The organism is Aquimarina sp. BL5 (genome assembly GCF_003443675.1).
Classification (GTDB): domain Bacteria; phylum Bacteroidota; class Bacteroidia; order Flavobacteriales; family Flavobacteriaceae; genus Aquimarina.
On sequence record NZ_CP031963.1, the window covers coordinates 3,969,016 to 3,992,914 of the forward strand.

The 23,899-nt window shown below is 34.0% G+C and carries 14 protein-coding genes; 11 read left to right on the forward strand and 3 right to left on the reverse strand.

Annotated elements, in window-relative coordinates; all coding sequences use genetic code 11:
* The first annotated feature begins 675 nt into the window (after window positions 1-675).
* The 11 genes from D1818_RS16580 to D1818_RS16635 all read left to right on the forward strand — a co-directional run bounded on the left by D1818_RS16580 (window position 676) and on the right by D1818_RS16635 (window position 20,267).
* Window positions 676-1,380, forward strand: a complete 705-nt coding sequence (locus D1818_RS16580) for a hypothetical protein (RefSeq protein ID WP_118460093.1) — start codon at window positions 676-678, stop codon at window positions 1,378-1,380.
* Between the two features lie 326 nt (window positions 1,381-1,706).
* The gene (locus D1818_RS16585; RefSeq protein ID WP_118460094.1) at window positions 1,707-2,474 is read left to right on the forward strand and encodes an N-acetylmuramoyl-L-alanine amidase; all 768 of its coding nucleotides are present in this window, start codon (window positions 1,707-1,709) and stop codon (window positions 2,472-2,474) included.
* A 123-nt stretch (window positions 2,475-2,597) separates the two neighbouring features.
* Entirely contained in the window at window positions 2,598-3,269 is a 672-nt protein-coding gene (locus D1818_RS16590) for a hypothetical protein (protein WP_118460095.1), read from the forward strand.
* 7 nt (window positions 3,270-3,276) lie between these two features.
* Window positions 3,277-3,861: a hypothetical protein gene (locus D1818_RS16595; protein ID WP_118460096.1), complete on the forward strand. Its 585-nt coding sequence runs from the start codon at window positions 3,277-3,279 to the stop codon at window positions 3,859-3,861.
* Window positions 3,862-4,972: 1,111 nt separating this feature from the next.
* Window positions 4,973-11,329 carry a leucine-rich repeat protein gene (locus D1818_RS16600; protein ID WP_118460097.1) on the forward strand — a complete coding sequence of 2,119 codons (6,357 nt, stop codon included), beginning with the start codon at window positions 4,973-4,975 and terminating at the stop codon, window positions 11,327-11,329.
* A 370-nt stretch (window positions 11,330-11,699) separates the two neighbouring features.
* A complete protein-coding gene (locus tag D1818_RS16605) occupies window positions 11,700-12,086 on the forward strand; it encodes a hypothetical protein (protein ID WP_118460098.1) in 387 nt (128 codons plus the stop codon).
* Window positions 12,087-12,114: 28 nt separating this feature from the next.
* The gene (locus D1818_RS16610; RefSeq protein ID WP_118460099.1) at window positions 12,115-12,660 is read left to right on the forward strand and encodes a hypothetical protein; all 546 of its coding nucleotides are present in this window, start codon (window positions 12,115-12,117) and stop codon (window positions 12,658-12,660) included.
* Window positions 12,661-12,842: 182 nt separating this feature from the next.
* Complete coding sequence (locus D1818_RS16615) at window positions 12,843-14,603, forward strand: tetratricopeptide repeat protein (RefSeq protein ID WP_118460100.1); 1,761 nt, start codon at window positions 12,843-12,845, stop codon at window positions 14,601-14,603.
* Window positions 14,604-14,820: 217 nt separating this feature from the next.
* Window positions 14,821-16,476 carry an alpha/beta fold hydrolase gene (locus D1818_RS16625; RefSeq protein WP_118460102.1) on the forward strand — a complete coding sequence of 552 codons (1,656 nt, stop codon included), beginning with the start codon at window positions 14,821-14,823 and terminating at the stop codon, window positions 16,474-16,476.
* Between the two features lie 151 nt (window positions 16,477-16,627).
* Window positions 16,628-18,298, forward strand: a complete 1,671-nt coding sequence (locus tag D1818_RS16630) for a tetratricopeptide repeat protein (protein WP_158596885.1) — start codon at window positions 16,628-16,630, stop codon at window positions 18,296-18,298.
* A 313-nt stretch (window positions 18,299-18,611) separates the two neighbouring features.
* Window positions 18,612-20,267, forward strand: a complete 1,656-nt coding sequence (locus D1818_RS16635; protein ID WP_118460104.1) for an alpha/beta fold hydrolase — start codon at window positions 18,612-18,614, stop codon at window positions 20,265-20,267.
* Between the two features lie 191 nt (window positions 20,268-20,458).
* Here the strand turns inward: D1818_RS16635 and D1818_RS16640 are convergent, their stop codons facing one another.
* The 3 genes from D1818_RS16640 to D1818_RS25415 all read right to left on the reverse strand — a co-directional run bounded on the left by D1818_RS16640 (window position 20,459) and on the right by D1818_RS25415 (window position 23,780).
* On the reverse strand, window positions 20,459-21,781 hold the full coding sequence (locus tag D1818_RS16640) for a serine hydrolase (RefSeq protein WP_118460105.1): 1,323 nt from the start codon (window positions 21,779-21,781) through the stop codon (window positions 20,459-20,461).
* 55 nt (window positions 21,782-21,836) lie between these two features.
* A complete protein-coding gene (locus D1818_RS16645; RefSeq protein WP_118460106.1) occupies window positions 21,837-23,036 on the reverse strand; it encodes a leucine-rich repeat domain-containing protein in 1,200 nt (399 codons plus the stop codon).
* 81 nt (window positions 23,037-23,117) lie between these two features.
* A complete protein-coding gene (locus D1818_RS25415) occupies window positions 23,118-23,780 on the reverse strand; it encodes an AraC family transcriptional regulator (protein ID WP_158596887.1) in 663 nt (220 codons plus the stop codon).
* Window positions 23,781-23,899 lie beyond the last annotated feature (119 nt).

The following is a 23,899-nucleotide window of genomic DNA, read 5'->3' on the forward strand; positions in this document are numbered from 1 at the left end:
TATTATTTTTATGTAAAATAAGCAATCACCTGATCTTTCAGATTTACACTTTCTAATTATAAAGGTGTAATGAAACTAAAAGTTTTCAATCATTGAATTTTTAACCATTCAATTTAACAAGTATGAAAGTAACCTGCTCTGCGAAGTTTGGAACTTCGTAGCGTTAACAGTGAGAAGGTGTGTATAGAAAAGGACATGTGTAGTGTGGCGAAGTCACAGACATTCGCAGAGCACAAGCAAAAAATAACAATCAACTTCGACGATCACCTTTGGTAATCAAGTCTTATAGAACTGCTTCGAAGTATTGTTTTAATCCTTCGGAATAGTTCGTTAACGCTTCGAAATGGTAATCAAAGGGGGTAAGCAGGATTTCTACGACCCATATATGTATCAAAATATGGCGTGTTATAAGCTAAGTATCAGATCAATGCTCTGTAAAATGTAGCATATTAAATTTCCAATCCCTACTTACCCTTATTGGTTGATTTACAAAAGATATAGTTCCTCTCCTTCCAAAGGATAGGTTAGGAGAGGATGTTCAGACCTGTCAGGTTTTTAAAACCTGACAGGTCTAGATCATTAGTTTGTCGCAAAATTCCCTTGATTTGCCGTTTTTGTTATAACTATAAGATATGTTCTCTTTATACATTTGAAAAAAGTATAAATAACACAATTATGGAAGATAAAAAATCAATGTATTCGCTTAGAAAAACAATAGGGATCCTTGGGTTAGCATTACCTATACTGCTCTTAGTAACACATCAGGAATTACTCTCTAGTATGAGTCATTATTATTATACATCAGGTGGGGTATTTTTTATTTTAATCCTTTCGGCCTTTGGCTTGTTTCTTATAAATTATAGAGGATACCCAAAACAAGAAGGAGAGTTGATGAGTGATCGTTTGATCACTACTATTGCCGGAATATGTATTCTTGTTACTGCATTGATTCCTACCAAATCAGAAAACCCATTAGGCACTTTGTTTTTTACAGATGCTCCGTATCTATTTGGTCACGCATCTAATGGACTTCTGGGAGCAATTCACTTGCTAAGCGCGGCTTCATTTTTCTTTTTGCTAGGGTATATGAGTTTTTTCAAATTTGTTTTAAATCACGATGCATCTTCTTCTAGAAACAGATTGTTCCGCAGAAGTGGTATTATCGTTTGGGCATCTGTAGGTGCGTTGGTATTGATTTTTGTTTTGGAAGCAATGCTAGGGATAAATTTTGACACCATACTTCCTGCCTACACCTTTTGGTTAGAGTGGGTAGCGTTATATGCATTTGCAGTAGCCTGGCTAGTAAAAGGTAGAATTCATAAAGATTTTGAAAATATGATGAAGACCTTTAATCAAGAAAAAAGTATAGAGAAGCGTTAGTATATTGTACCTTGAAAGTCCCAGTATGACAGCTCACCCTTCGAGAGACCTCAGGGTTCGAAAAATACGGACTGAGGCATTGGAAAAATGCGTGCTGAGGTTCTCGAAGCCCAACAGATCTTCGACACCTGTCCGCCTTTGGAGGAGGCTCAGACTGATAATCCAAAAACTTTAATGGAACTAAATTGTAGAATACTGTTAAAATATTGATTCTTGAATATAAGAAGAAGTGTCGCAATTTTCCCTGTATTTGGCGGTTTTGAGATAGTATAGAGATACGACTAGCGGTACCTTTGATATCATTATAATCACAAATTAAATAAGGTATGAAGGCAACTAGTATAGCAAATCATGAGAATACTTTTTTTGAAACAGGAAGAGACTCAGACGGAAAAGAATTTGTATTAACTCCAAATACGGTTCCAATTAAAGGAACTAACGAGTCCATGCCTTATATAAGTTGTAGGCAAAAAAATGGAGATACTTCATTTTATGAGCAAGAGAAAAACACAAAAACACAGATTGTACTGCATTATACCGCGGGCTATTTAAAAGGAGACGTGGCGGCTTTGTCCAAGCCTAATTATCGGGTATCAGTACCTTTTATCATTGCCAGAAATGGTACTATTCTTAATATGTGGTCTTCTGCCTATTGGGCATATCACTTAGGTTCTGGAGCCGTAGGAGGAAACACTAATGGTGCCAAGAGGACTATAGCGATAGAAATGTCTAATATTGGATTTCTGAAAAGAATTGGAGACCAGCTAGTTACTGTATATAGTGATACAGACGTATACTGCCATATGAATGAAACACGATTTTATACCAAGCTAGACATACCGTATAGAGGTGAACAATATTATGCCAGATATACGATCAGACAATATAAAAGCTTGGCTTTATTACTTCGGTATTTAACTGCAGAATATAAAATACCTGCAGTATTCCTGCCAGAGGATAAACGATATGATATAGTGGCAGAAAATGAGTTAGTCAATTTTAAAGGGATTACATCTCACGTAAATTATCGATCTTCTGGAAAATGGGATATAGGGCCCGCATTTGATTGGCAAAAAGTTATGGAAGAGCTTTAATAATTAAAGTAAAGAGTCGGTAAATTACTCTAATATGTCGGATTTGTAATAGTCCGATACCCATTTCGAAATATATCTTTACTATTCAATATGATAGACCAACAATATTAAATATGATTACTCATGAAAAAAATAATTATAAAAACGGTAATAGTTTTCATACTGGTTCTTATAAGCGGGTGTGCAAGCTATGGTCCAAAAGATAATAGCCTCGCAATAGTTTTGTCAAACACACAACAAGCCTTGGCTAGTATTGGAGAAAAAATAGTTGCAGATGGAGATAAGGAACTTGTCAGTGCCTATGATACCTTAGAAAAAAAGCGATCAGAATTATTTCCGGTTTTAGAAAAGTGTAATGAAAAGTATGCACTTGCTCCTGAATATATAACCACATTAAAAGAAATAGAGAAAACAGTAAGTCGAGTGAACAAAGAGTTTACAACAACTTCAGATAAGGCATTTATCTTAGGTGCAATTTATAAAGACTATGATGCTAAATTACAAACGATTAAGAATACAGCAGCTAATAATGCTACTACAAAAATTAAAGTAACGGTAAATTCTAATGAAGAAGAAGGTTTTTTTGTTTTCGGGAAATTGTCCTACGAGCAGGGACAGGATATTAAAAGGTTTCGGTTTAACCAACCTACTCAAAATGCTATTCAGGATTTTGTACCTGGGTATTATCTTTTTTGGTTAGAAAAAGAAGATCGTGTAGGAGAACCAGAACTGCATTTAATTATGAGTAATAGCGGTGAAGAGGAAAAACAATTGGTACTAAAAGCTCCAAAATAACGAAACAATGTTGGTTAATAAATTTAAAGAAGTCTGGAAAGAGATCACACTGCTTAGCACTTGGATAGCATCTGTTGCGGGGGCTTTTATAATCCCTTTACCTTCTTGGTATGCATCCGATGACAATACCACTTTCTTAATGAAGTTCGGGGTATTTATTGCTACTGCCCTCGCGGGATTCCTGATTTTATACTCCTTAAAAAATAAAGTCATCAGTGTATGGATGCGTTTATCTATTAATTTCATCGTGATTTTTGTAGGAACTTATGCGGCATATCATCTTGCACGAGAAAGCAAAACATTACCATATCTGGATAAAGATATTGTGATTGGTAATGAGTTAATAGAAACAAATCCTTTCGAAGCATTTAAAGATTCTCATGGTTTTTTACCAGCTAGAAATGAGCAAATGATGATTATTCTTGGCGATCCAGAAAAAGCTTGGACCAAAGAAAGTATTGCATCTAATAGGATACAGCTGATAGTACTTTTATTTTTATGTTATTTATTATCGGCAGGTTTTATCATTTCGTTCTGTAACCTGATGATACTCTATAAAGATAAGTATACGATTAAAGTAGAAAAAAAATAATGTGATGCTCGTTTTCATTTAGACATTTTTTTTGAACCAAAATTCTGTAAATTCTCAAATTTCGACTTTAGAGAAATCCATCGAGCGTAGAATTGTTGGTTAAAAAGTATTCTCGGTATGCTATTTTGTGAGCAGGTGAGTATTTTGTCTTCAGTTAGCTCCGACACAACAGTCTTTTAGATTATTACTGAAATATTTTATACTTTTTCTTCATAGTTTTCCTAAATATTAAATTGATTATAGTATTAAAAAATATCGCATCGATTTGTAACCATTCTTCAAATTAATTGAAATTTAAAGGTCAGTAAGACCTACTATAGCAGTAAGTTTTTTAAGCTTCTCATATTTACATAGTACCGATTTAAGATCTAACCGTCCTGAAATTTATCAATAAAGTTGAAACACAATTACGTACTTATAAAAACGTCTTTTTTGGCTTAACAATCTTAGTTTTTATACACTGTTTTTTCGGTTTTTCCATAACAGAACCTTGGGGTAGTTATACTTTTGACCAACAAATGAAAGATTGAGGTTTTATTCGTTTTTAGGGATAAAATTTTGTGTTCTTTTCATCGTCAATTTTTCACTCTCAAGGCTTTTTTTTCCTTCTCGCCAGATTTGTTTTGTCACGCAGTCCTCATCTAGCATAGTTTAGCCAAAAAATTAATTAAACTTAACATCTTACATTATGAAAACGATTTTAAAATTAAAAGTGCTTTTTATACCAGCTATAAACTTCATAAAAGAATTTCCTACAGCGGTCAGTTATGCGCAACATAGATAACATATATAAAAAAGCTAATTCCTTATATAACATAGATTAAAAACACAACTTCGGATAAAGTAAATTAACAACTACTGTTTTAGCGTAAAATGTCGGGATTTTACCAGTATTATGCGGTTATGTGATATCTGATTTACAAGGTTACCAATACTTTTGACTCGGAAGAAAAAGGGTAGTGTGTTTGTGACGGCTTTAGGTAATAAGTTTTTTATCACCCAAGCTTTTTCTTCTACAATAACAATTTTTTTACGGTTCACTTATCTTTTCTATTAGGTGTTATGAATTCAAAATTATAAACAAAAAAAGTAAATTTTAAAAAAAGTAAAAATGAAAACAAAATTACTCATGCTTATTGCATTGTTATCTGCTGCAGTAAGCTTTTCACAAACATTTACCATAGACAATATCAATTATGAAGTGATTGATGTTAATTTGAATACGGTCAGTGCGATAGGCGGATCTTCCTTACCAAGTAATTTAATAATTCCTGAAACAGTTACTGATCCGAATACAAGTATTTCTTATACAGTTACTACCATTGGTAGAGAAGCTTTTAGAAATAAAGGATTAGCCAGTGTTATTCTGCCTCAAACCCTGACAACGCTTGAGTTTCGGGCATTTAGGGATAACAGCGGAATCACTAGCATTACCATACCGATAAATGTAACTTCTATAGGGAATGAATCTTTTTTAAATAATTCGTTGACCGAAGTGATTTCTGAAAACAGTACTCCTCCTTCCATAGCAAGAGGAACTTTTGGAGATAGAAGCCAAATCAGCTTATTTGTTCCAACTGGTACTGAAGTTGCCTATAATGATGCTTCTTGGACTGGTTTCTCTGAAGTGAATGGAATGCTTCCTGTTAACAGCAACTTTTTTGTAAACAACTTAAATTATAGGGTAACTTCTTCAAGTCCAAGTACTGTAGAGATAATAGGTGGAGTTGTTACTGACGAATTAATAATCCCCGATAGTGTAGTAGCACCTGATGGTTTTAGCTACACTGTTACTACTATTGGTGGAAATGCTTTTAGAGATAAAGGGCTGACAGATGTTACGATTCCCAATAGTGTTACTTCTATTGGAAATGATGCTTTTTTCATAAACCAGCTAACAGCGGTTATAATTCCCAATAGTGTTACTTCTCTTGGAGAAGGATCTTTTGCTCGTAATGCATTGACAAGTATTACTATTTCCACAAATGTTACTGCTCTTGAAAGAGCTGTTTTCAGAAATAATAATCTAAGTACATTTGTCATTCCAAACAATATCACTGTTATTGGAAATGATGTTTTTAGGGATAATCAATTAACTAGCGTTATAATTCCGGATAGTGTTATATCAATTGGTAATAGTACTTTTCAAGGCAATCAATTAACCGTAATTATTTCGGAGGGCATTTCTCCTGCTACCATCACTAGTAGTAGTTTTGAAAATCGGAGTGGTATAAATTTATTCATACCAGATAATACATTTACCTCTTATGAAAATGCAGGTTGGACAGGTTTTAGATCTGTTTCAAGGATTACACCCTCTGCAGTATGTCAGGATATCACAGTACAGTTAGATGCTAATGGTCAAGTCTCTATTATGGGAACGGATGTAGATGCAGAATCTGCGGACAATGCAGGTATTGAATCAATAACAGTTACACCATCCAATTTTGATTGCTCTAATATAGGGAACAACGAAGTTACTTTAACATTGACTAATGTGATCGGAAATACATCTAGCTGCACTGCAATTGTAACTGTAGAAGATGGGGTTCCTCCTGTGGTTCAATGTAGAGATATTACAGTGCAACTAGATAGCAATGGTGAAGCTTTTATCACAATCGTTGATATTGAGGCAGAAAGTATAGATAATTGTGCTATAGCTAGTAAAAGTATTAATCAGGACGCTTTTAGTACAGCAGATGTTGGAGAAAATGAGGTGACATTTACTGCGATAGATCAAAATGGAAATTCTGCTTCTTGTATTGCTACGGTGACTGTAGTTGCAAACGATTTTCCTGTTGCGTTATGTCAGGATGCCACAGTACAATTAGATGCCACAGGTCTGGTCACAATTGCAGAAGGGGATATAGATGCAGGATCTACCGATATTATAGGTATTGCCTCTATCACAGTTACACCCAATAATTTTGATTGTTCAAATATTGGTAGTAACGAGGTTACGCTGACCATAACAAATACTCGTGGGAATTCTTCTAGTTGTATTGCCATCGTTACTGTTGAAGATACAACTGCTCCTGCTATCACCTGTCCGGCAGATGTTGTTCAGGATTGCGGAGGCATTATTTCATATACGCTACCTACTTTTTCTGAAGATATTTGTGGGCTTATAGAAGTTCCTACTGCTGTTGACGGTTTTGGGCTATTGGGGACTTTTGAGAACAGTACGTATTTTATCTCTAATCTACCAATAAGTGGAGAGCAAGCTTTTGCAGAGGTTCAAGAAAAAGGATATGAAATAGTTACCATCAATAATCAAAAAGAAAATGATTTTATTAGATCGCAAGTTGCTCCTTTGGGAGTATCAACTGTACTTATAGGGTATAACGATCTTACTACTGAAGGAGTATTTGAATGGCAAAGTGGTCAGCCCGCAACCTTCACCAATTTTAATGCTGGAGAACCTAATGATGTTGGCGGAGAAGATATGGTAGTACTGATTTCAGATACAGGGTTATGGAATGATATATCACGCGAAAATAGTAGACTTTATATTATTGAATTTCATAACTATGATTCGAGAGAACCTATACAAGTCTCGGGAATTCCTTCCGGAGGATTTTTTACCAGTGGTACTACGGTCAATACGTTCTATATAGAAGATAAAGCAGGAAATGGGATCACCTGTTCTTTTAATGTTACTATTAACGACGTAACAGGTCCAAGTTTAACCTGCGCTGAAGCAATTACTTTCGAGTCAGAACCAGATATATGTGAAGCCAATGTAAGTGTACCGATACCTACTTTTGATGATGATTGTGGTAGAGCATTAGTACCAGATACGTTTAATGTTCCCTATATCTTCAATACTACCACAGAAGAATTAGAAGATACACCTGGGATCTTAAAAAATCTAAGTTCAAGTGATACAGATGTATTGTTAGAGCTCACTTTTAGTGGAGACCATAACGGTTTAAGTGAAAGTTTTGTATTATTAGGACCCGATAGTTCTATTATTTTTAGCGGTTCAGGTTTTGGTCCGGTATGTGTGGTGGTAAACGAACATATTACTATACCGCAGAGTACCTGGAATTCTTGGATTACTGCATTTGGAAGCGACTTGGTATTCACCCTTCAAAATAATAGTGAAGTTGATAACGATCAATGTGATAGTAGTCCCAATAATTTTTACAGATTGCGTTTGCCTCAGTTTGGAGATATTACACTTTCTAATGATTTTACAGGAACATCAGATGCTACTGCCATATATCCAGTAGGGACCACTACGGTTACCTGGACTGCAGTAGACTTGTCAGGTAATAGTACTACATGTACACAGACTATTACTGTAAATGATACAGAAATTCCTAATCCTGTATGCCAGAATATAACAGTACGTTTGGATGACACAGGGCAGGCAATAATTACAGCCCAGGACATTGATGGAGGGAGTACAGATAATTGCGCAATTGATACCGTATCGGTTAGTCAGGATACGTTCACAGCTGATAATTTAGGAGATAACGAAGTGACTTTAACAGTCGTGGATGAAAATGGTAATGAAGCCACCTGTACTGCCATCGTAACCGTGATCAATGATGATTTCCCAATTGCAATATGCCAGGATATTACCGTGCAGTTAGATGAAAACGGTTCAGTTAACGTAACAGCCCAGGATGTAGATGGTGGTTCTTCTGATGCGACAGGTATTGATACTTTGTCAATTAGTCAAAGTAGTTTTGATTGTTCCAATATTGGAGAAAATACTGTGACATTAACGGTTACCAATACCCTAGGAAACTCTATAAGTTGTGAAGCAATAGTAACAGTAGAAGACAGTATACTTCCGATAATTACGTGTCTGGTAGATATTACGATTCCTAATGAAACTGACCTATGTGAGGCTGAAGTTACAATACCTCTATTGACAGATGTAATTGATAATTGTGGTGGCTCAACAATAATGCCTGATACAGGAATTATACCTTATCTTTTTGATGACGACGGAGATTTGATAGATACTCCGAGTGTTTTACCCGGAGTTACTTCTGCAACAGAAGATGTCCTTTTGCAATTAAATTTTAGCGGTGACCATGATCAGTCGAACGAAAACTTTACTTTATTAGGACCGGATAGTTCAGTTGTTTTTAGCGATACTGGTTTTAACCCCGTATGTGTGGAAATAAACGAACGTATTACCATACCCCAAGACACTTGGAATGATTGGGTAACTATTTTTGGCAATGATCTGAGTTTTACCCTTCAAAATAATCTAGAAGTTGACAAGAATCTGTGCAATAGTGGTTCCGTTAATTTCTTTAGACTTCGTTTGCCACAGTTTGGAAATGTAAGTGTGTTCAATGATTATACTAGGAGCGCAGATGCATCGGGTATTTATCCTGTAGGAACTACTGAAGTTACTTGGAGTGTTGAAGACACTTCTGGAAACATAGCTACCTGCTTACAAACGATTATTGTCAACAGTGAAGGTGTCGCTCCAGAAGCTATATGTACAGATATCACTGTCCAGTTAGATGAAAATGATACAATAACTATAACTGCGGCAGATATTGATGGTGGGAGTGTTGCTAATTGTAGTATAGCAAGTCTCGAGGTAACTCCTAATACTTTTGGGCTGACAGAAATAGGAGAAAATACGGTGGTACTTACCGTAACAGACCAAAGCGGAAATGTAGCTACCTGTAATAGTATTGTCACTGTAGTTCCTAATGATTTTGTAGTAGCAGCTTGTAAGGATATTACCATCAGTTTGGACCAAAATGGGCAAGCTACCATTACAGGAGAAGATGTTTTTGGTGGTAATATTGATGACACGAATACGGCTACGTTTGATGTTATACCTAATAGTTTTGATAGTTCTAATATTGGTGCTAATGTAGTAACACTTACGGTGTCCAATACAGATGGCAGTACCTCTTCTTGCGACGCTATAGTGAATGTAATAGATGCTGCTATACCAACTGTGGTATGTCAGGATATTACAGTTCAATTAGATGCAAATGGGCAAGTGGTTGTCTCTGCAACAGAGATTGATGGCGGATCTTCTGATGTATTTGGTATTGGATCATTATCCATAGGTTCTTCTGTGGTAGAACCAGCAACTTTGCCCGGACTTTATGCATTAGATCGTTCTTCTACCAATAACCTGGCACGCTATAACTACGATCCATCGACCGATGCAATAGCTATCGTAGATAATCCTTATGGGGAAACTTCGCTGGAAAATACAATTCATATGGATTTTAACCCAATAGATGGTCAGGTATATCTTATTGCTGATTCTCCGACTACTGATAACAGGGCATTATTTCTATATGACTTGGAGACAAACACTCTTGGAGCCGAATTAGGTGATATTAATGCAGCGAATGGGAATCCAAGAGCAAATTCTATGGTATTTGCACCTGATGGCAAACTATATGTTTCTTTTGGAAATGGTGCAATCAATGTTCTTAATGTAAATACAATGACCACAACTGCATTGGCTTCCGCTCCGAAAAATGGAGGAGGTATTGGTCTTGGATATGATTATGATACGGATCGCCTTATCTATACAAGTTTGAATGAGGATGAATCACTAGTAGATCTTTATGAAATTGATACCACAAATGGTGATGTAACTTTGTTATTTTCTTTTGTACAGGGAATTACAGGTTGCGGAGGAACTGCACAAGCTTTAGAATATGTCGGAAATGGAAAGTTTGTGGTAAGTACTACTTTTGGTTGTTCAGAAATCTATACAATTGATATAAATGCACAAGTGGTTGCACCAGTATTAAGCCCAGATAGGTTTACGGGTGATATTAAGTCCTTACTATACATATCAGTAAACGAATCTTCGAGACCTGGATCATCGATTACGTTTGACTGTGCTGATATTGGCAGCAATGAAGTAGCGCTAACGATAACTGATAGTAATGGTAATGTTGCTTCTTGTTTTGCAACCATAACGGTAGAAGACATTCCAGCACCACAAATCAGTTGTCCTGTAGACCAAACTGTGGTATCAGATGAAGGAAGCGATACGTATTCTTTACCGGATTACTTTGCTTCTGGAGAAGCATTAGCTACAGGTACTTGTGCCAATCCATTGGTAACTTTTACTCAAAATCCAATAGCAGGTACCTTGCTTGATTCTGGAGTTACTATAGTCACTCTTTGTGCGGCAGATGCTTTTGGAAATGAGATTTGCTGTAGTTTTGAAATCACTGTAGATACCACATTGAGTACTGAGGATCTGGAGCAATTAGGAAGCATAAGCATGTACCCTAATCCGGCAAGTGATGTAGTACATTTTTCTAATCCGGCTGGAGTAGTGTTAAACAACATTTCGGTATATGATATGAATGGAAGGTTAATCATTTCTGATCAAAAAAGTGTATCAGAAAGTGATGTGTCCTTAGATATTTCTAGGTTAGAAAGCGGATCTTATTTTGTAATTATAGAAGGAAAGCAAGGTAGTATTACTAAGCAATTGATAAGAAAATAGAATCTCTTAGTAGTTATAAATTAGTATACTAAGTTATGAAGTGTTAATCAAGTAATTCTTGATTGAAATGGGGGATGAAGTCCTGAGCGTAATGCTCAGGGCTTTTTTGTTTTCATTAAAATAGCTAAGAAATTTATTGTAGTTGATAATAGTGACTAAGAGTAAAAATTTTACTAATTGATTGTCGGGTTTTTATCAATATTATGCGGTTTTGTAATAGCATAATTAATGGGTTTTCTATACTTTTAATGCCCAAAGGAAAAGAGATTGTTACCTCTTATTTAGAAAATAAAATATACTTACCAATGTTCAATTTTATAACGGGAGCTAGTATAAAAGGTTATTAGATAATTTTGATTGAGACGAGGATATGAAAAATATAAATATCAGTACGGTATTACAGATAGTAGCATTAGTTTTTCTAATTATTATCGGTTATTTGACCTTTAATAGTAGTGAAAACTGGAAAATTATTACATCAGAATTAGAGAAAGCAAACAAAGAGCTTGAGATATCAAAAGATACCTTGGCAATCACAAAAGATCTTTTGAAAAATGCAAGGTTAGAATTTCAACAAATGAAAATCCAAAAGGATTTGATGATCCATGAGCGTGATTCATTGCTTTTTTCATTTAAAAGGAAGAATGCTAAAGATTGGGATGAATTGCAGAATATTAAAGATTCTATACAATTAACGAATGATCAATTAGCAAAAGAGCGCACGTTATTAGATGGTCTCTTTGGTTTAAATCAATAGAAGTTTTATTAAAAATAAATTTTAAAACATGAAAAAAATAGTACTTACATTATTGATATTCTCGGTATGCAAAGTTTTTTGTCAGGAAATTGACTCATTAAAAGTAATAGAAATTCAGGAATCTTATGCTAATCGCTTGGGAGAACCATTTTCGGTAAAAAAGGATAGCTTATATATTTTTAGAACACCAGATGTTTTTCTGGTGAATAAGAAATCTTTTTTAGCTATTAAAAATGTGTATCAGAGTACGATTGATCAAGATAAAATGACTAAAGAGTTGGTAGAAAAATACACTCAAACTTTGCGAAGAAATATCGATCTGGAGCGCCAATTAAACATCAACTTTACTAAAAGTGATAGTCTCGATCAGATCGTATATCAAAAAACTCAAGCGACTTTAAGCAATACGCACAAAGCCTTGGATTATACGATTAACAGCCTAGATAAAGCAACCAATAGTTTAGAATTGGTTGAAAAAGCTACTAAACGACAAAGAAGAAAGACCGTTTTTGAAAAAATATTGATAGGTGTTGCCGGAGTTGGAGCTGGAGTTTTATTGGGAGTTTCACTTTAAGTAAGAATCAGATAAAAATGAATTAAGAATACATTTTTATTAAATTAATAGAAGGTTTATTAATAGGTTTTCAAAACCCTTTGTGTTATAAAGGTTTTAACAGTTATTACAGGTTAGATTAAAAAAAGGATGAGTAGTTTTATGACTATAAAAGTCACTTTTTCCTGTAATCCCTGTTGTTAATGAATTTTATTAAAACCTCTTTACCTCTGTTAGAACGATATTTATGCGGTAAAAAGTTGGTTTTTTGTGCAGTTTTTGGGATCTTTTTTATAATAGATAGTTCCTTTGCAATACAGAAAACTAAAAGAATAGATAGTTTAGAACAAAAATTAAAAGCACATACCAAAGAAGATACTACCAAAGTCAATCTTCTTAATGCAATTGGGTATGAGTATTGGATTGTAGATGCTAATAAATCTTTATACTTTGGCTCTAAAGCGCTACAATTATCAGAAGAACTAGGCAATAAAAAAGGCATAGCCAGAGCTTATCGAATAGTTGGTGTAGCTCATTGGGCACAAGGAGATCTAACGATGGCTTTGCAATACCTCAATAATTCAAACAAAGTATACCAAGATATACAAGATAAAAAAGGATTAGCTAATACCAGACTCAATATAGGGATGGTCTACGCAGATCTTAAAGAGTATACAAAAGCATTGCATTATTATGAACAAGCGATTAATGAATTTACAGCACTAGGATTAAAAGGAAGGATTGCGACTACTTTTACCAAAATAGGCACCATGCTTATTGAAGAGCATAAAGATGAAGAAGCATTACGGTATTTATCCGATGCACTAAAAATGCATAGGGATAATAATTTTACTTATGGTATTGCAGAAGCACATAACAAACTTGGGATATTATATCTTCATAAAAACGAAATAGAACAAGCGTATTACCATATCAAAAAATCTAAAGAGTTAGGAAGTAAAGTAAATGATATTGATGGGTTAACAAATAATCTTATTATTAACGGTAAAATTCTAAGACTTTCTGGTAAACTCGATGAGGCAGCTGTTGAGGTAGATAAAGGTTTACAACTGGCAAAAGAAAATAACCTTAAGAAATACGAGTTGTTCGCCTATGACGAATTGAAAGAACTTAGAAAACAACAAGCTAAACCTGAGGAAGCGTATGTTTTTTATGATAAATATCTTTTTCTTAGAGATTCTCTTTTCAATCTAGAAAAATCAAAACAAATTGCCTATTTGGAATTTGAAAATGAGTTAGAAAAGAAAGATAAAGAATTGATAATGCTTAAGGCGGAAGAAAAAAAAGATGATCTTATTCAACTCATTTTGATGCTTAGTGTTATTATTATATCGATTTGTGGGCTTATGATTTACGTCATTTCCAGACAACGAGCTAAAAAAAGTAATGAATTGGCATCTAAAACTAGAGAATTATTAGAAGCGGCTCATACCCTCACACAAAAAGAACTGGAAAATTCTGAACTAAAGCAACGAGAATTAAGACAACAATTGGATTTTAAGAACAAAGAGCTCAGTTCATATACGCTCAATTTTATAAAGAAGAATGAAATCATAGAGAGAATACAGCAAACCATCCAAAATATTAAAAAGTCTTCCTCTATAGAAAAAAGAAAATTAATTGCTGATCTTAATAAAATAGTACGTACCAACCTGAGTATTGATAAAGATTGGGATGATTTCAGCAGATTTTTTGAAGATGCACATCAGGGATTCTACACAAAGTTAAAATCACAACACGAAGATCTAAGTACCAATGATTTAAGAATTTGTTCTTTGATAATGCTTAACCTCAATGTTAAAGAAATGGCAGGTATTCTCGGGATATCTCCCGATAGTGCTCGAACCGCAAGATATCGCCTTAGGAAAAAGCTAAAATTGACTCCAGAGCAGGAAATTTTCACATATTTAGTAAAAATCGAACAAGAAAAAGAGTGGATGTAGAGGTTTGTTTGATCTTTACTGAAATAAAAAATTAAATAATTGATTTTCAGTTGTTTAGTTTTGTTTGTCTACATTTTGTACATCTGTTTTTAACACTTTAAACTTTAAAGTATACACATTGTAGGTATCGTTTTTATTGGGATAGCTAGGGCTTTCTCTAGTTTTACAATCGGTAGGCTTCTCTGCCTTTTTGTATTTACCTTTTAACTGAAATGATATGACAAAACCAAAGACTACATATACCAAATGCGGAGATATCAATATAGCATATCAGGTATTTGGTTCAGGATCGGTAGACCTAGTATATATTCCGGGATGGGTATCCAATATTGATTGGATGTGGTCGTGTCCGGAATTAGTTAGTTTTTTCGAGGAGCTGGGTAAATTTGCTAGAGTGATTCTTTTTGATAAAAGGGGGACAGGACTTTCTGATCGAGTTGTAGAATTCGCTACTCTCGAAGAGCGAATGGAAGATATTACAGCGGTTATGGATGCTGTGGGTTCTGAAAAAGCAGTTCTTTTTGGACATTCCGAGGGTGGAAGTGTCTCAGCGTTATTTAGTGCAACTTATCCTGATCGTGTTATTTCTTTAATCACCTTCGGTATTTTTGCAAAGAGGAAGTATTCTAAAGACTACCCTTGGGCACCAACCGATCAGGAGCGTCAGGTGGTTTATGATATGATTGAGAATGATTGGGGCAGTGGAGATATGAATTTAGCATCATTGGCGCCTTCTAAAGTAAAAGATCAAGCTTTTATGGATTGGTTAGCTAGTTACTTCCGCTCGGGTGCTAGTCCCACTTCAGCTTTGAAATTGACAAAAATGAATACTCAGGTTGATATCATAGATATTCTGGGATCTATAAAAGTACCTACTTTGTTATTACAACGTACAGATGATATTGATGTAAAAATCCAGGAAGGGCAATTTATTGCAGAGCGTATCCCAGGATCAAGGTTTTTAGAACTAGAAGGAAGCGATCATCTATTTTGGGTAGGAGATACTGATGTTATTTTAGAAGCTATGAAGGCTTTCATAAACGATATAGAGCCAGCACCGGTTTATGAGAAAAAACTATTTACAGTAATGGTTGGGCATATTATTGCTTCTGATAATCATAGTTCCAAAAATCAAGAACTTATTAAAGAAAATTTACGTCAGCATCATGGAAAAATTATTGACTATACTTCACAAACATTTACAGCAACCTTTGAGGGGCCTAGTAAGGCGGTAAATTGCGGTTCTGATTTGGTAAAATTGATGAGAGTTAATGACACCTCGATATCCCTTGGGATAGATATCAAAGAGTGTAACGTGCAACATTGTATTTGTGAACAAACAGGAGATTTTGAAGAAACTATATTCCAAAAACCGGCACCTTACCGAATTATTCTCACGCAAACTGTTAAGAATTTATTGCTTGGATCTGGGGTAAGTTTGGCTCCACACAAAACGAGGTTCAAAACAGAATCCGGAGAATCTATATCCTTGTATACTGTTGTCGACAATCTAAAACCGGATAAACTCCAAAATTCAAATCAACATATCCTGTCAAAGCATAATTCTTTTTTAGAAAAGGTACTTCAGAATATTCATAATCATTTAAGTAACGACTGTTTTGGTGTTACCACTCTTTGTATGGAAATCGGTGTAAGTGAGCGACAATTACAACGTAAGCTTAAAGCAATCACCAACAAATCACCTAATCAACTCATTTCTTCAGTTCGATTACATTACGCCAAGGAATTACTCTTGGATCAACAAAATACCGTAGCCGAAATAGCTTTTCAAACAGGGTTTTCTAGTCCTTCTTATTTCTCTAAATGCTTTAAAAGGGAATTTGCAATGAGCCCATCAGAGCTTGTGAATTAGGAAAATGATAAGTAGTCTATAACTGTATAAGTTAATTATTTAATGACGTTCAATGTGGAAAACACAAATGTGTTATATTAATTTTTGTATGAAGTTGTATTTTAGCTAAAATTAAAGTTTCAATAATATATTTACTTAAAACCCTCCTATTTTGAAAACTGGAATTTTGTCACTTTTGTTATGTTTTATCTCTCTCTTTTCCTATTCACAGGAAGAAAATAAGGTTACAGATGCGCGCACTAAAAAAATAGAAGCGACTAAAGTACAAATAGAAAATACCGATTCAGATTCTTTACGATTACCACTTAGGTTGAAATTAGCAGGTCAATTGGCCTATTTTGATGGCAATATTGCCAAAGAAATCTTTCTGGATGTTCGTAAAATCATTAAAGACAAAGGATATAATAGTTATCATTACCAAAAGTTAGAAGCAGAATTATTGTATAGTCTGTCAAGCGTATCATTAAATCTACAAGATACTGCAGCAGCCTTGCAATATGCCAATGAGTCCATAGATATTGCAACAGAGATTGGGTATGATATGATCGTGGGTCGGGCTCTAAGTAATCTAGGGAATACATACTCAAGACAAATGGATTTTGAGAAAGCAAAACGATTTCATAGACGTGCATTAGTATTCCATGAAAAGGCAAAATCGACTCGTGGTCAAGCACTTACATTGAATCGAATAGGATTAATTTTTAATAAACAGAAAAAAGAGGATTCTGCTACGTATTATTTGAAAAAGGCTATACAAGCTGATACTGCCAAGACACTAAGACTACAAATAAAGGGAAATTTGGCTGGTATCTATGCAGATGCAGGAAAATACGATCTAGCGGGTAACATTTATAGAGAAAACTTAAAACTGTTAGATCCGACTGCGTATAATATCAGAGCACATAACCATTCTAATCTAGCAAAAGTATATGACAATGAAAAAGAATATAGTAAAGCAAATGCACATATAGATAGTGCTATTTTCTTTTCAAAAAAGGTGAACGCATTATTTTTGATACAATCGACATACCACGCTAAAGTTGGAATAGCATATAACGATAAAAAATTCTCAGAGTCTTACGAGGCTTTTTTAATTCAAGATAAGTACAAAGATTCTTTAGTAAAGGAAAGTACAACAAAACGTTTTGCCGATTTAGAATTTGCATATCAATATAAGAGGGAAAAGGAGCTAGTCGCCATAAATCTCAAGAATGAATCTACTAAAAAGAAATTGTATTTAGGATTACTCGTTATTACCGCGCTGGCAGCTTTGTTTTTAATCTATTTTATTAGAAAAAATAATAAACAAAAACTAGAACTTGTCGCAAATAAAGCCAAACTAGCAGAGGTTGAAAAATTAAAAACAGCCTTAGCACTCGCACATCGAGAACGAGAGCTTAAAAAAGTAGTGGTAGAAAGTTCTGTTAGAGAAGAAGTCTTTAATAATACAATAGATGATATTAAGCAAGTTACGGCTTTAGATGATGAGAGAGAACGTAAGTCAGCATTACGCTCCATATCGGCTTCATTATTATCAGAGAAAGGTTCTAAAAGATCATCTTTAAACTTACAAACGTACCTCGATGAGGTAAATATTGATTTTAAAATACTACTTGATCAACATTTTTCCGAATTAAAACCAAAGGAAAAAGAGCTCCTTTGTCTTATGAAAATGGAACTCAGTACCATAGAAATTAGTAAGCTTCAAAACAATACAGTAGCTGCTATAAAATCTTTAAGATATCGCATTCGTAAAAAACTTGGTTTAGGTTCTGAACAGGATATTATTGCTTTTATTGAAAATAAAGATATTACGTTATAAGGTGTTAAAAGGATTATTTATACACAGTTTTTTAATTTATTAAAACCATATTTTGGAAGTAATATTTTATTCATCTCTTAAAGAGATAAATAAAATTCAACAAATTACACTTCTGTATAAAAAATTGTAAATCAGCATCTTAAAATACTTGATACTCATTTGCTACCCTCTTTTTTTTGCAATGTAGACTCCTTATACATTTATTTGTTTAACAATGTGTCGTCTAACTTTAGATAAGATTATTCACTACTTATAATTTTTACTTAAGAAGCATGATACTGTTTTGTCAAATTAAAAGAATAGGATATATTTTATGAAACCTGAAACCAAATATACTAAGAGTGGTCTGGTTAATATCGCTTATCAAGTTTTTGGTTCTGGTCCTGTAGACTTGGTATATATTCCGGGATGGGTATCTAATATCGATTGGATGTGGTCGTGTCCGGAATTGGTTGATTTTTTCACAGAACTAGGTAAGTTTGCCAGGGTAATCCTTTTTGATAAAAGAGGGACAGGACTTTCTGATAGAGTTGTAGAATTCGCTACTCTCGAAGAGCGAATGGAAGATATTACAGCAGTAATGGATGCTGTAGGTTCTGAAAAAGCAGTTCTTTTTGGACATTCCGAGGGTGGAAGTGTCTCTGCGCTATTTAGTGCAACTTATCCTGATCGTGTTATTTCTTTAATCACCTTCGGTATTTTTGCAAAGAGGAAGTATTCTAATGACTATCCTTGGGCACCAACCGATCAGGAGCGTCAGGTTGTTTATGATATGATCGAGAATGATTGGGGCAGTGGAGATATGAATTTAGCATCATTGGCGCCTTCTAAAGCAAAAGATCAAGCTTTTATGGATTGGTTAGCTAGTTACTTTCGTTTAGGTGCTAGTCCCAGTGCAGCTTTGAAATTAACAAGAATGAATACTCAGGTCGATATCATAGGTATTCTAGGATCTATAAAAGTACCTACTTTGTTATTGCAACGTACAGATGATATTGATGTAAAAATCCAGGAAGGGCAATTTATTGCGGAGCGTATTCCAGGCTCAAAGTTTTTAGAACTAGAAGGAAGCGATCATCTATTTTGGGTAGGAGATACTGATGTTATTTTAGAAGCAATGAAGGCTTTTATAAATGATATAGAGCCAGCACCTGTTTATGAGAAAAAACTATTTACAGTAATGGTTGGTCGTACTATTTCTCTTGGCCTTAATAATTCAGAACATCAAGAAGTTATTAGGAATTACATAAAACAATATAAAGGAAATATAGTCGAATACACTTCACAAACATTTATAGCCACTTTTGAAGGTCCAAGTAAAGCTGTTTTTTGCGGCTCTGATTTAGTGAAAGCTATGAAAGCTATTCATGCTCCATTATCGCTTGGTATAGATATCAAAGAGTGTTTTGTGCAGCATTGTATTTGTGAACAAACAGAAAATTTTGAAGTAGCAATATTCGAACAATCGGTGCCTTATCAAATTATACTCACACAAACTGTAAAGAATTTATTATTGGGATCAGGAGTAAATCTTGCTCCTCATAAAACTAATTTTAAAACAGCATCTGGAGAATGTATTTCGTTGTATACAGTAGTTGAAAACCTAAAATTAGATACGCTTCAAGACACGGATCAACACAGACTAGCGAAACACAATTCTTTTTTAGAAAAAGTACTTCAAAATATTTATAATCATTTGAGTAATGATTGCTTTGGTGTAACTACCTTATGCAGAGAGATAGGAGTTAGTGAACGTCAATTACAACGTAAACTTAAGGCGATTACCAATAAATCTCCTAATCAGCTTATTTCTTCTGTTCGTTTACATCACGCAAAAGAATTACTCTTAGATCAAGAAAACACAGTAGCTGAAATAGCTTTTCGAACAGGCTTTTCTAGTCCTTCGTATTTTTCTAAATGCTTTAAAAAGGAATTTTCAGTAAGTCCATCAGATTTAATTTCATCCTAAATCAATTATCAATTTATTTTAATTGCTACAGAAATCAAAACAATTTTTTTTGGTAGAAGCATCATAATACAAAACAACTTCTTAGGGATGAGAAGCTTTTTTGCTGTTGCAGCAGTATAGACTTGAACTCTCACATCTTGCGATCCTACATATCATATCATAATCAGATATCTCATTTATCAAAGTTAATTTTATTTCACTCTTCTACCTCCATAAGTCTTAACACCATATTGATAAAGAATAACAGTATTAAAGTTTTGTTCTTCGTCTTTTATAAATTCGACTCTCAACTCTTCATCAACTAAAAATACTTTTTCCGACTGTGCTACTAACTTAGCAGATTTTTGTCCAGGAATAACAAGTTTGAGTTGCCCATTTTCCTCTTCGATATTGAAGCTGACATTTTCTTTTATTTTGAAAGTACCAATATAATTTTTTAGATGATCAGTAGAAATCTTATATCTCTCGGTAGGAACTAACTTTTTACTTTTGATTTCGAAAATTTCTTCACCTTCATCTAAATAAGATGTTACTATTTTTTGATATACTTTAAAACCTTGGTCAGCATTAGTAAAAATGACCATTCCGTTTTTGGATTTAGGTAACAGTACCACAAACGTCTTGATTCCATTTTCATCCCCTGAATGCATAATAACCGACTCACCGTTGGATAATTCTGGTATGACCTCCCATCCTAAGCCGTAAAAAAGGTTTTCTTTGACATTCACTTGTGGTGTCATCATATCGTTAAATAATGATTCCGGTAAACCCGCTCCGTTCAAAATATAGGAGCAAACCTTAGTGTAATCTTCTATAGTGGTCAGTAATCCTGCTGCAGCGTTTAACTCTGTTCTTGGAGCATAGCTGTATTCTTCATAATTTTTGTCATACGGATATACGACTTTATTCATATCCCAATTGGGATTCCAAGTAAATGAAATATTTTTGAGTCCTAAAGGCTCAAAAAGTAAATCTTCAGCGAATTTTGGTAGGCTTTTACTCATTTTGTTCGTAATAGCTTTTCTAAGATATTCATAACCTTCACCAGAATATAAATACTGACTACCAGGTTCAAAATTAAAAGCTAATTTTTTTGATGGATTCATATTTCGCCAATTCACAAAACCGGATTGATGGCTCAACACGAATCTGGCATTCAATTTCTTGAGATTGGTATCCACTTTTAAATCTGGGTCTAGATGATATTTATAAAGCGGTTCATCTAAAGACAAATCTCCTCGGGATATTAGATGTAATGCTACAGTAGCAAATATAGGTTTGGTGAGAGAGGCTACGGTAAAAATACTCTCACAATTAGCAGGTACTCCGATTCTTTGTTCACCAAAAACTTTAGTATATGAGACTTTTCCGTTTTTAATAATGCCTACTGCAACAGCAGGAACTTTATACTCTTGTTGCCAAGTAGGTAATGTTTTTTCGAAATCAAATGATATTTCCTGTTGCCCGAATGAGCAAATTGTAAATAAAAGAAAAAGATACGACGGTATTCTCATGGTAGGATATTTGTTTTTAATTAAGACGATTAATTTTAGATCGATTAGGCGTATATTATTTCATTATTTTTTTACTTGGCGTTAATTGGTAGATGGAATTTATCTCTATTTCTTTTGTTAGAATATTCTTGCGTTTTGATTTAATACTTTTGATTATTTTCTTATTCATATTGGCTAATTCAGTAGTGTTATCCAATGGATTGTTATGTAAGGAGACATCCGTGATACCTTCTAAATTGTACAATGGCCATAGGTTATCTATTTTATTGTAATCCAACAAAACCCAATCAAGATTTTCCAAAGATGCAATAGGAACAATTGACTTTATTTGGTTACCTGATAAGAATAATTTTTTTAGCCTACTCAGGTTTTTCAGCTCGTCAATATTGTCGATTTGATTTTCCCTTAAATCGAGCCATTCAATGTTGGTTATGCCTTCAAGAAATTTCAATTCTTTAATTTGATTTTGTCTTAATACCAATACACCTATATTTTTTAGGTTTGATAAAGGTTCAAAATCTTTTATCTTGGTATTCATAAGATTTACCTGAATGAGCTTAGTGAGGCCTTCCATGGCTGAAATATCCGAAATAGGGTTTTTTTCCAATATGAGAATCTCAAGTTTTTTTAGCTTCGATACAGCTTTTATATCTGCTACATTATTATCAGGTATCCAAATGCCTTTAAGCTGGACTAAATCTTTTAATGGCTCTAAAGTCTCCAATTTATTGAAGGCCATATTAAAATGGGTTAACTCGGTCCAATTTCGGGCTATTGATATATCTTTTACCATATTGAAGTTTCCTGAAATCCCTTTGAGTTTCTTCAAATTCTTCAACGGTTTTATATCTGAAACGAAATTTCTATCGAAAAAAAAGGTTTCCAAAAGGACTAAGTTTTCAATGGCAGATAGTGATTTGACCTGATTTCCATTAATAAATAAACTCTTGAGCATGGATAACCCGGACAAGGGAGTTAAATCAACAATTTTGTTATAATCTAATTTAAGATATGTCAGATTTTTTGCGTGTTCCAATCCGCTAAGTGAAGTAATTCCTTTTCCAACAGCAACGAAGCGTGTCAATGATTCCAAATCAGACTTCAAAAGTTCGCCTGTGGGTTTATCCAAATAATTGCGTATTGCTAAATCGAGATAGAAATCCTCGATTAAGATTTGGTCATTTTTATTTTGTGCGTAAACCAATGTTGTTAAACCTAATAATAGGCATGTTAATAGTATTCTTGAAAATTGCATAAGTAATTGTTTTACCTCAAAAATCAACAATTGTTATGGTAAGTAAACACTAAGTTCTTGTAAAAAAAGTTTCAAATTATATTATGAAACTTTTTTCTCCTTTTCCAATTGTTTGATATATTCTTTTGGTGTCTGTGAGGAAAACTTGGAGAATGCTCTATAAAAGGTGGTTTTAGATTTAAATCCCGAATCTTCTGCAATATATTCTAACGTAAGACTCTTATGTAATCCTTTTCTAAGTTTATCTTTTACTTCTTCAATTCTATATTTATTAGTAAAATCATTAAAAGAAGTATCCAAATAACTGTTGAGCAAGTTAGATAAAACACTAGGAGTTATTTCCATTAGTTCTGCAAATGTTGATAAAGAAAAGTCTTTGCTTAAAAAAGGTTTCTTATCCTTCATTATATGTAAAACTGATTTTATCTGCTCTTCAACTAAAGTTCTACTCACTGTCTGCTTTTTCAATTTAGGATTTGAATATGATAAATAGCCTACCAAAGAAATGATATACAATACTATGCCGTTATATATTTTAACTATCATGGTTAATGAAAAGCCTAACCACTCATCCACGGGTGAACTTTTCCAGTAGCCGTAAATCTTACCCAGAAGAGTGGTAATTAATTCGAATAGCACTCCAATGAAAAATAGACCAAGCAAAGTCAGTATCCAGGTACGATATGTATCAGCTACTTTCGATATGTTTATTGCTTCATAATTCCTTACTTCCAGGTATGACATAATCGTGTAAGTAAAAAGTAATAGCAAAAGGGCAATGTTATGTAGTAGTTGAATCTCGAAATACCCATATCGCAAGATCCATACTCCCTTCATTTCAGGAGAAATAGTCAAACTACCTA

What these genes read in the sequence shown, in the direction of transcription:
- D1818_RS16580 (WP_118460093.1), top strand. Translation starts at nt 676, where the DNA reads ATGGAAGATAAAAAATCAATGTATTCGCTTAGAAAAACAATAGGGATC.
- D1818_RS16590 (WP_118460095.1), top strand. Translation starts at nt 2,598, where the DNA reads ATGAAAAAAATAATTATAAAAACGGTAATAGTTTTCATACTGGTTCTT.
- D1818_RS25415 (WP_158596887.1), bottom strand. Translation starts at nt 23,780, where the DNA reads ATGTCATACCTGGAAGTAAGGAATTATGAAGCAATAAACATATCGAAA.
- D1818_RS16615 (WP_118460100.1), top strand. Translation starts at nt 12,843, where the DNA reads ATGAATTTTATTAAAACCTCTTTACCTCTGTTAGAACGATATTTATGC.
- D1818_RS16605 (WP_118460098.1), top strand. Translation starts at nt 11,700, where the DNA reads ATGAAAAATATAAATATCAGTACGGTATTACAGATAGTAGCATTAGTT.
- D1818_RS16625 (WP_118460102.1), top strand. Translation starts at nt 14,821, where the DNA reads ATGACAAAACCAAAGACTACATATACCAAATGCGGAGATATCAATATA.
- D1818_RS16600 (WP_118460097.1), top strand. Translation starts at nt 4,973, where the DNA reads ATGAAAACAAAATTACTCATGCTTATTGCATTGTTATCTGCTGCAGTA.
- D1818_RS16585 (WP_118460094.1), top strand. Translation starts at nt 1,707, where the DNA reads ATGAAGGCAACTAGTATAGCAAATCATGAGAATACTTTTTTTGAAACA.
- D1818_RS16635 (WP_118460104.1), top strand. Translation starts at nt 18,612, where the DNA reads ATGAAACCTGAAACCAAATATACTAAGAGTGGTCTGGTTAATATCGCT.
- D1818_RS16640 (WP_118460105.1), bottom strand. Translation starts at nt 21,781, where the DNA reads ATGAGAATACCGTCGTATCTTTTTCTTTTATTTACAATTTGCTCATTC.
- D1818_RS16610 (WP_118460099.1), top strand. Translation starts at nt 12,115, where the DNA reads ATGAAAAAAATAGTACTTACATTATTGATATTCTCGGTATGCAAAGTT.
- D1818_RS16645 (WP_118460106.1), bottom strand. Translation starts at nt 23,036, where the DNA reads ATGCAATTTTCAAGAATACTATTAACATGCCTATTATTAGGTTTAACA.
- D1818_RS16595 (WP_118460096.1), top strand. Translation starts at nt 3,277, where the DNA reads ATGTTGGTTAATAAATTTAAAGAAGTCTGGAAAGAGATCACACTGCTT.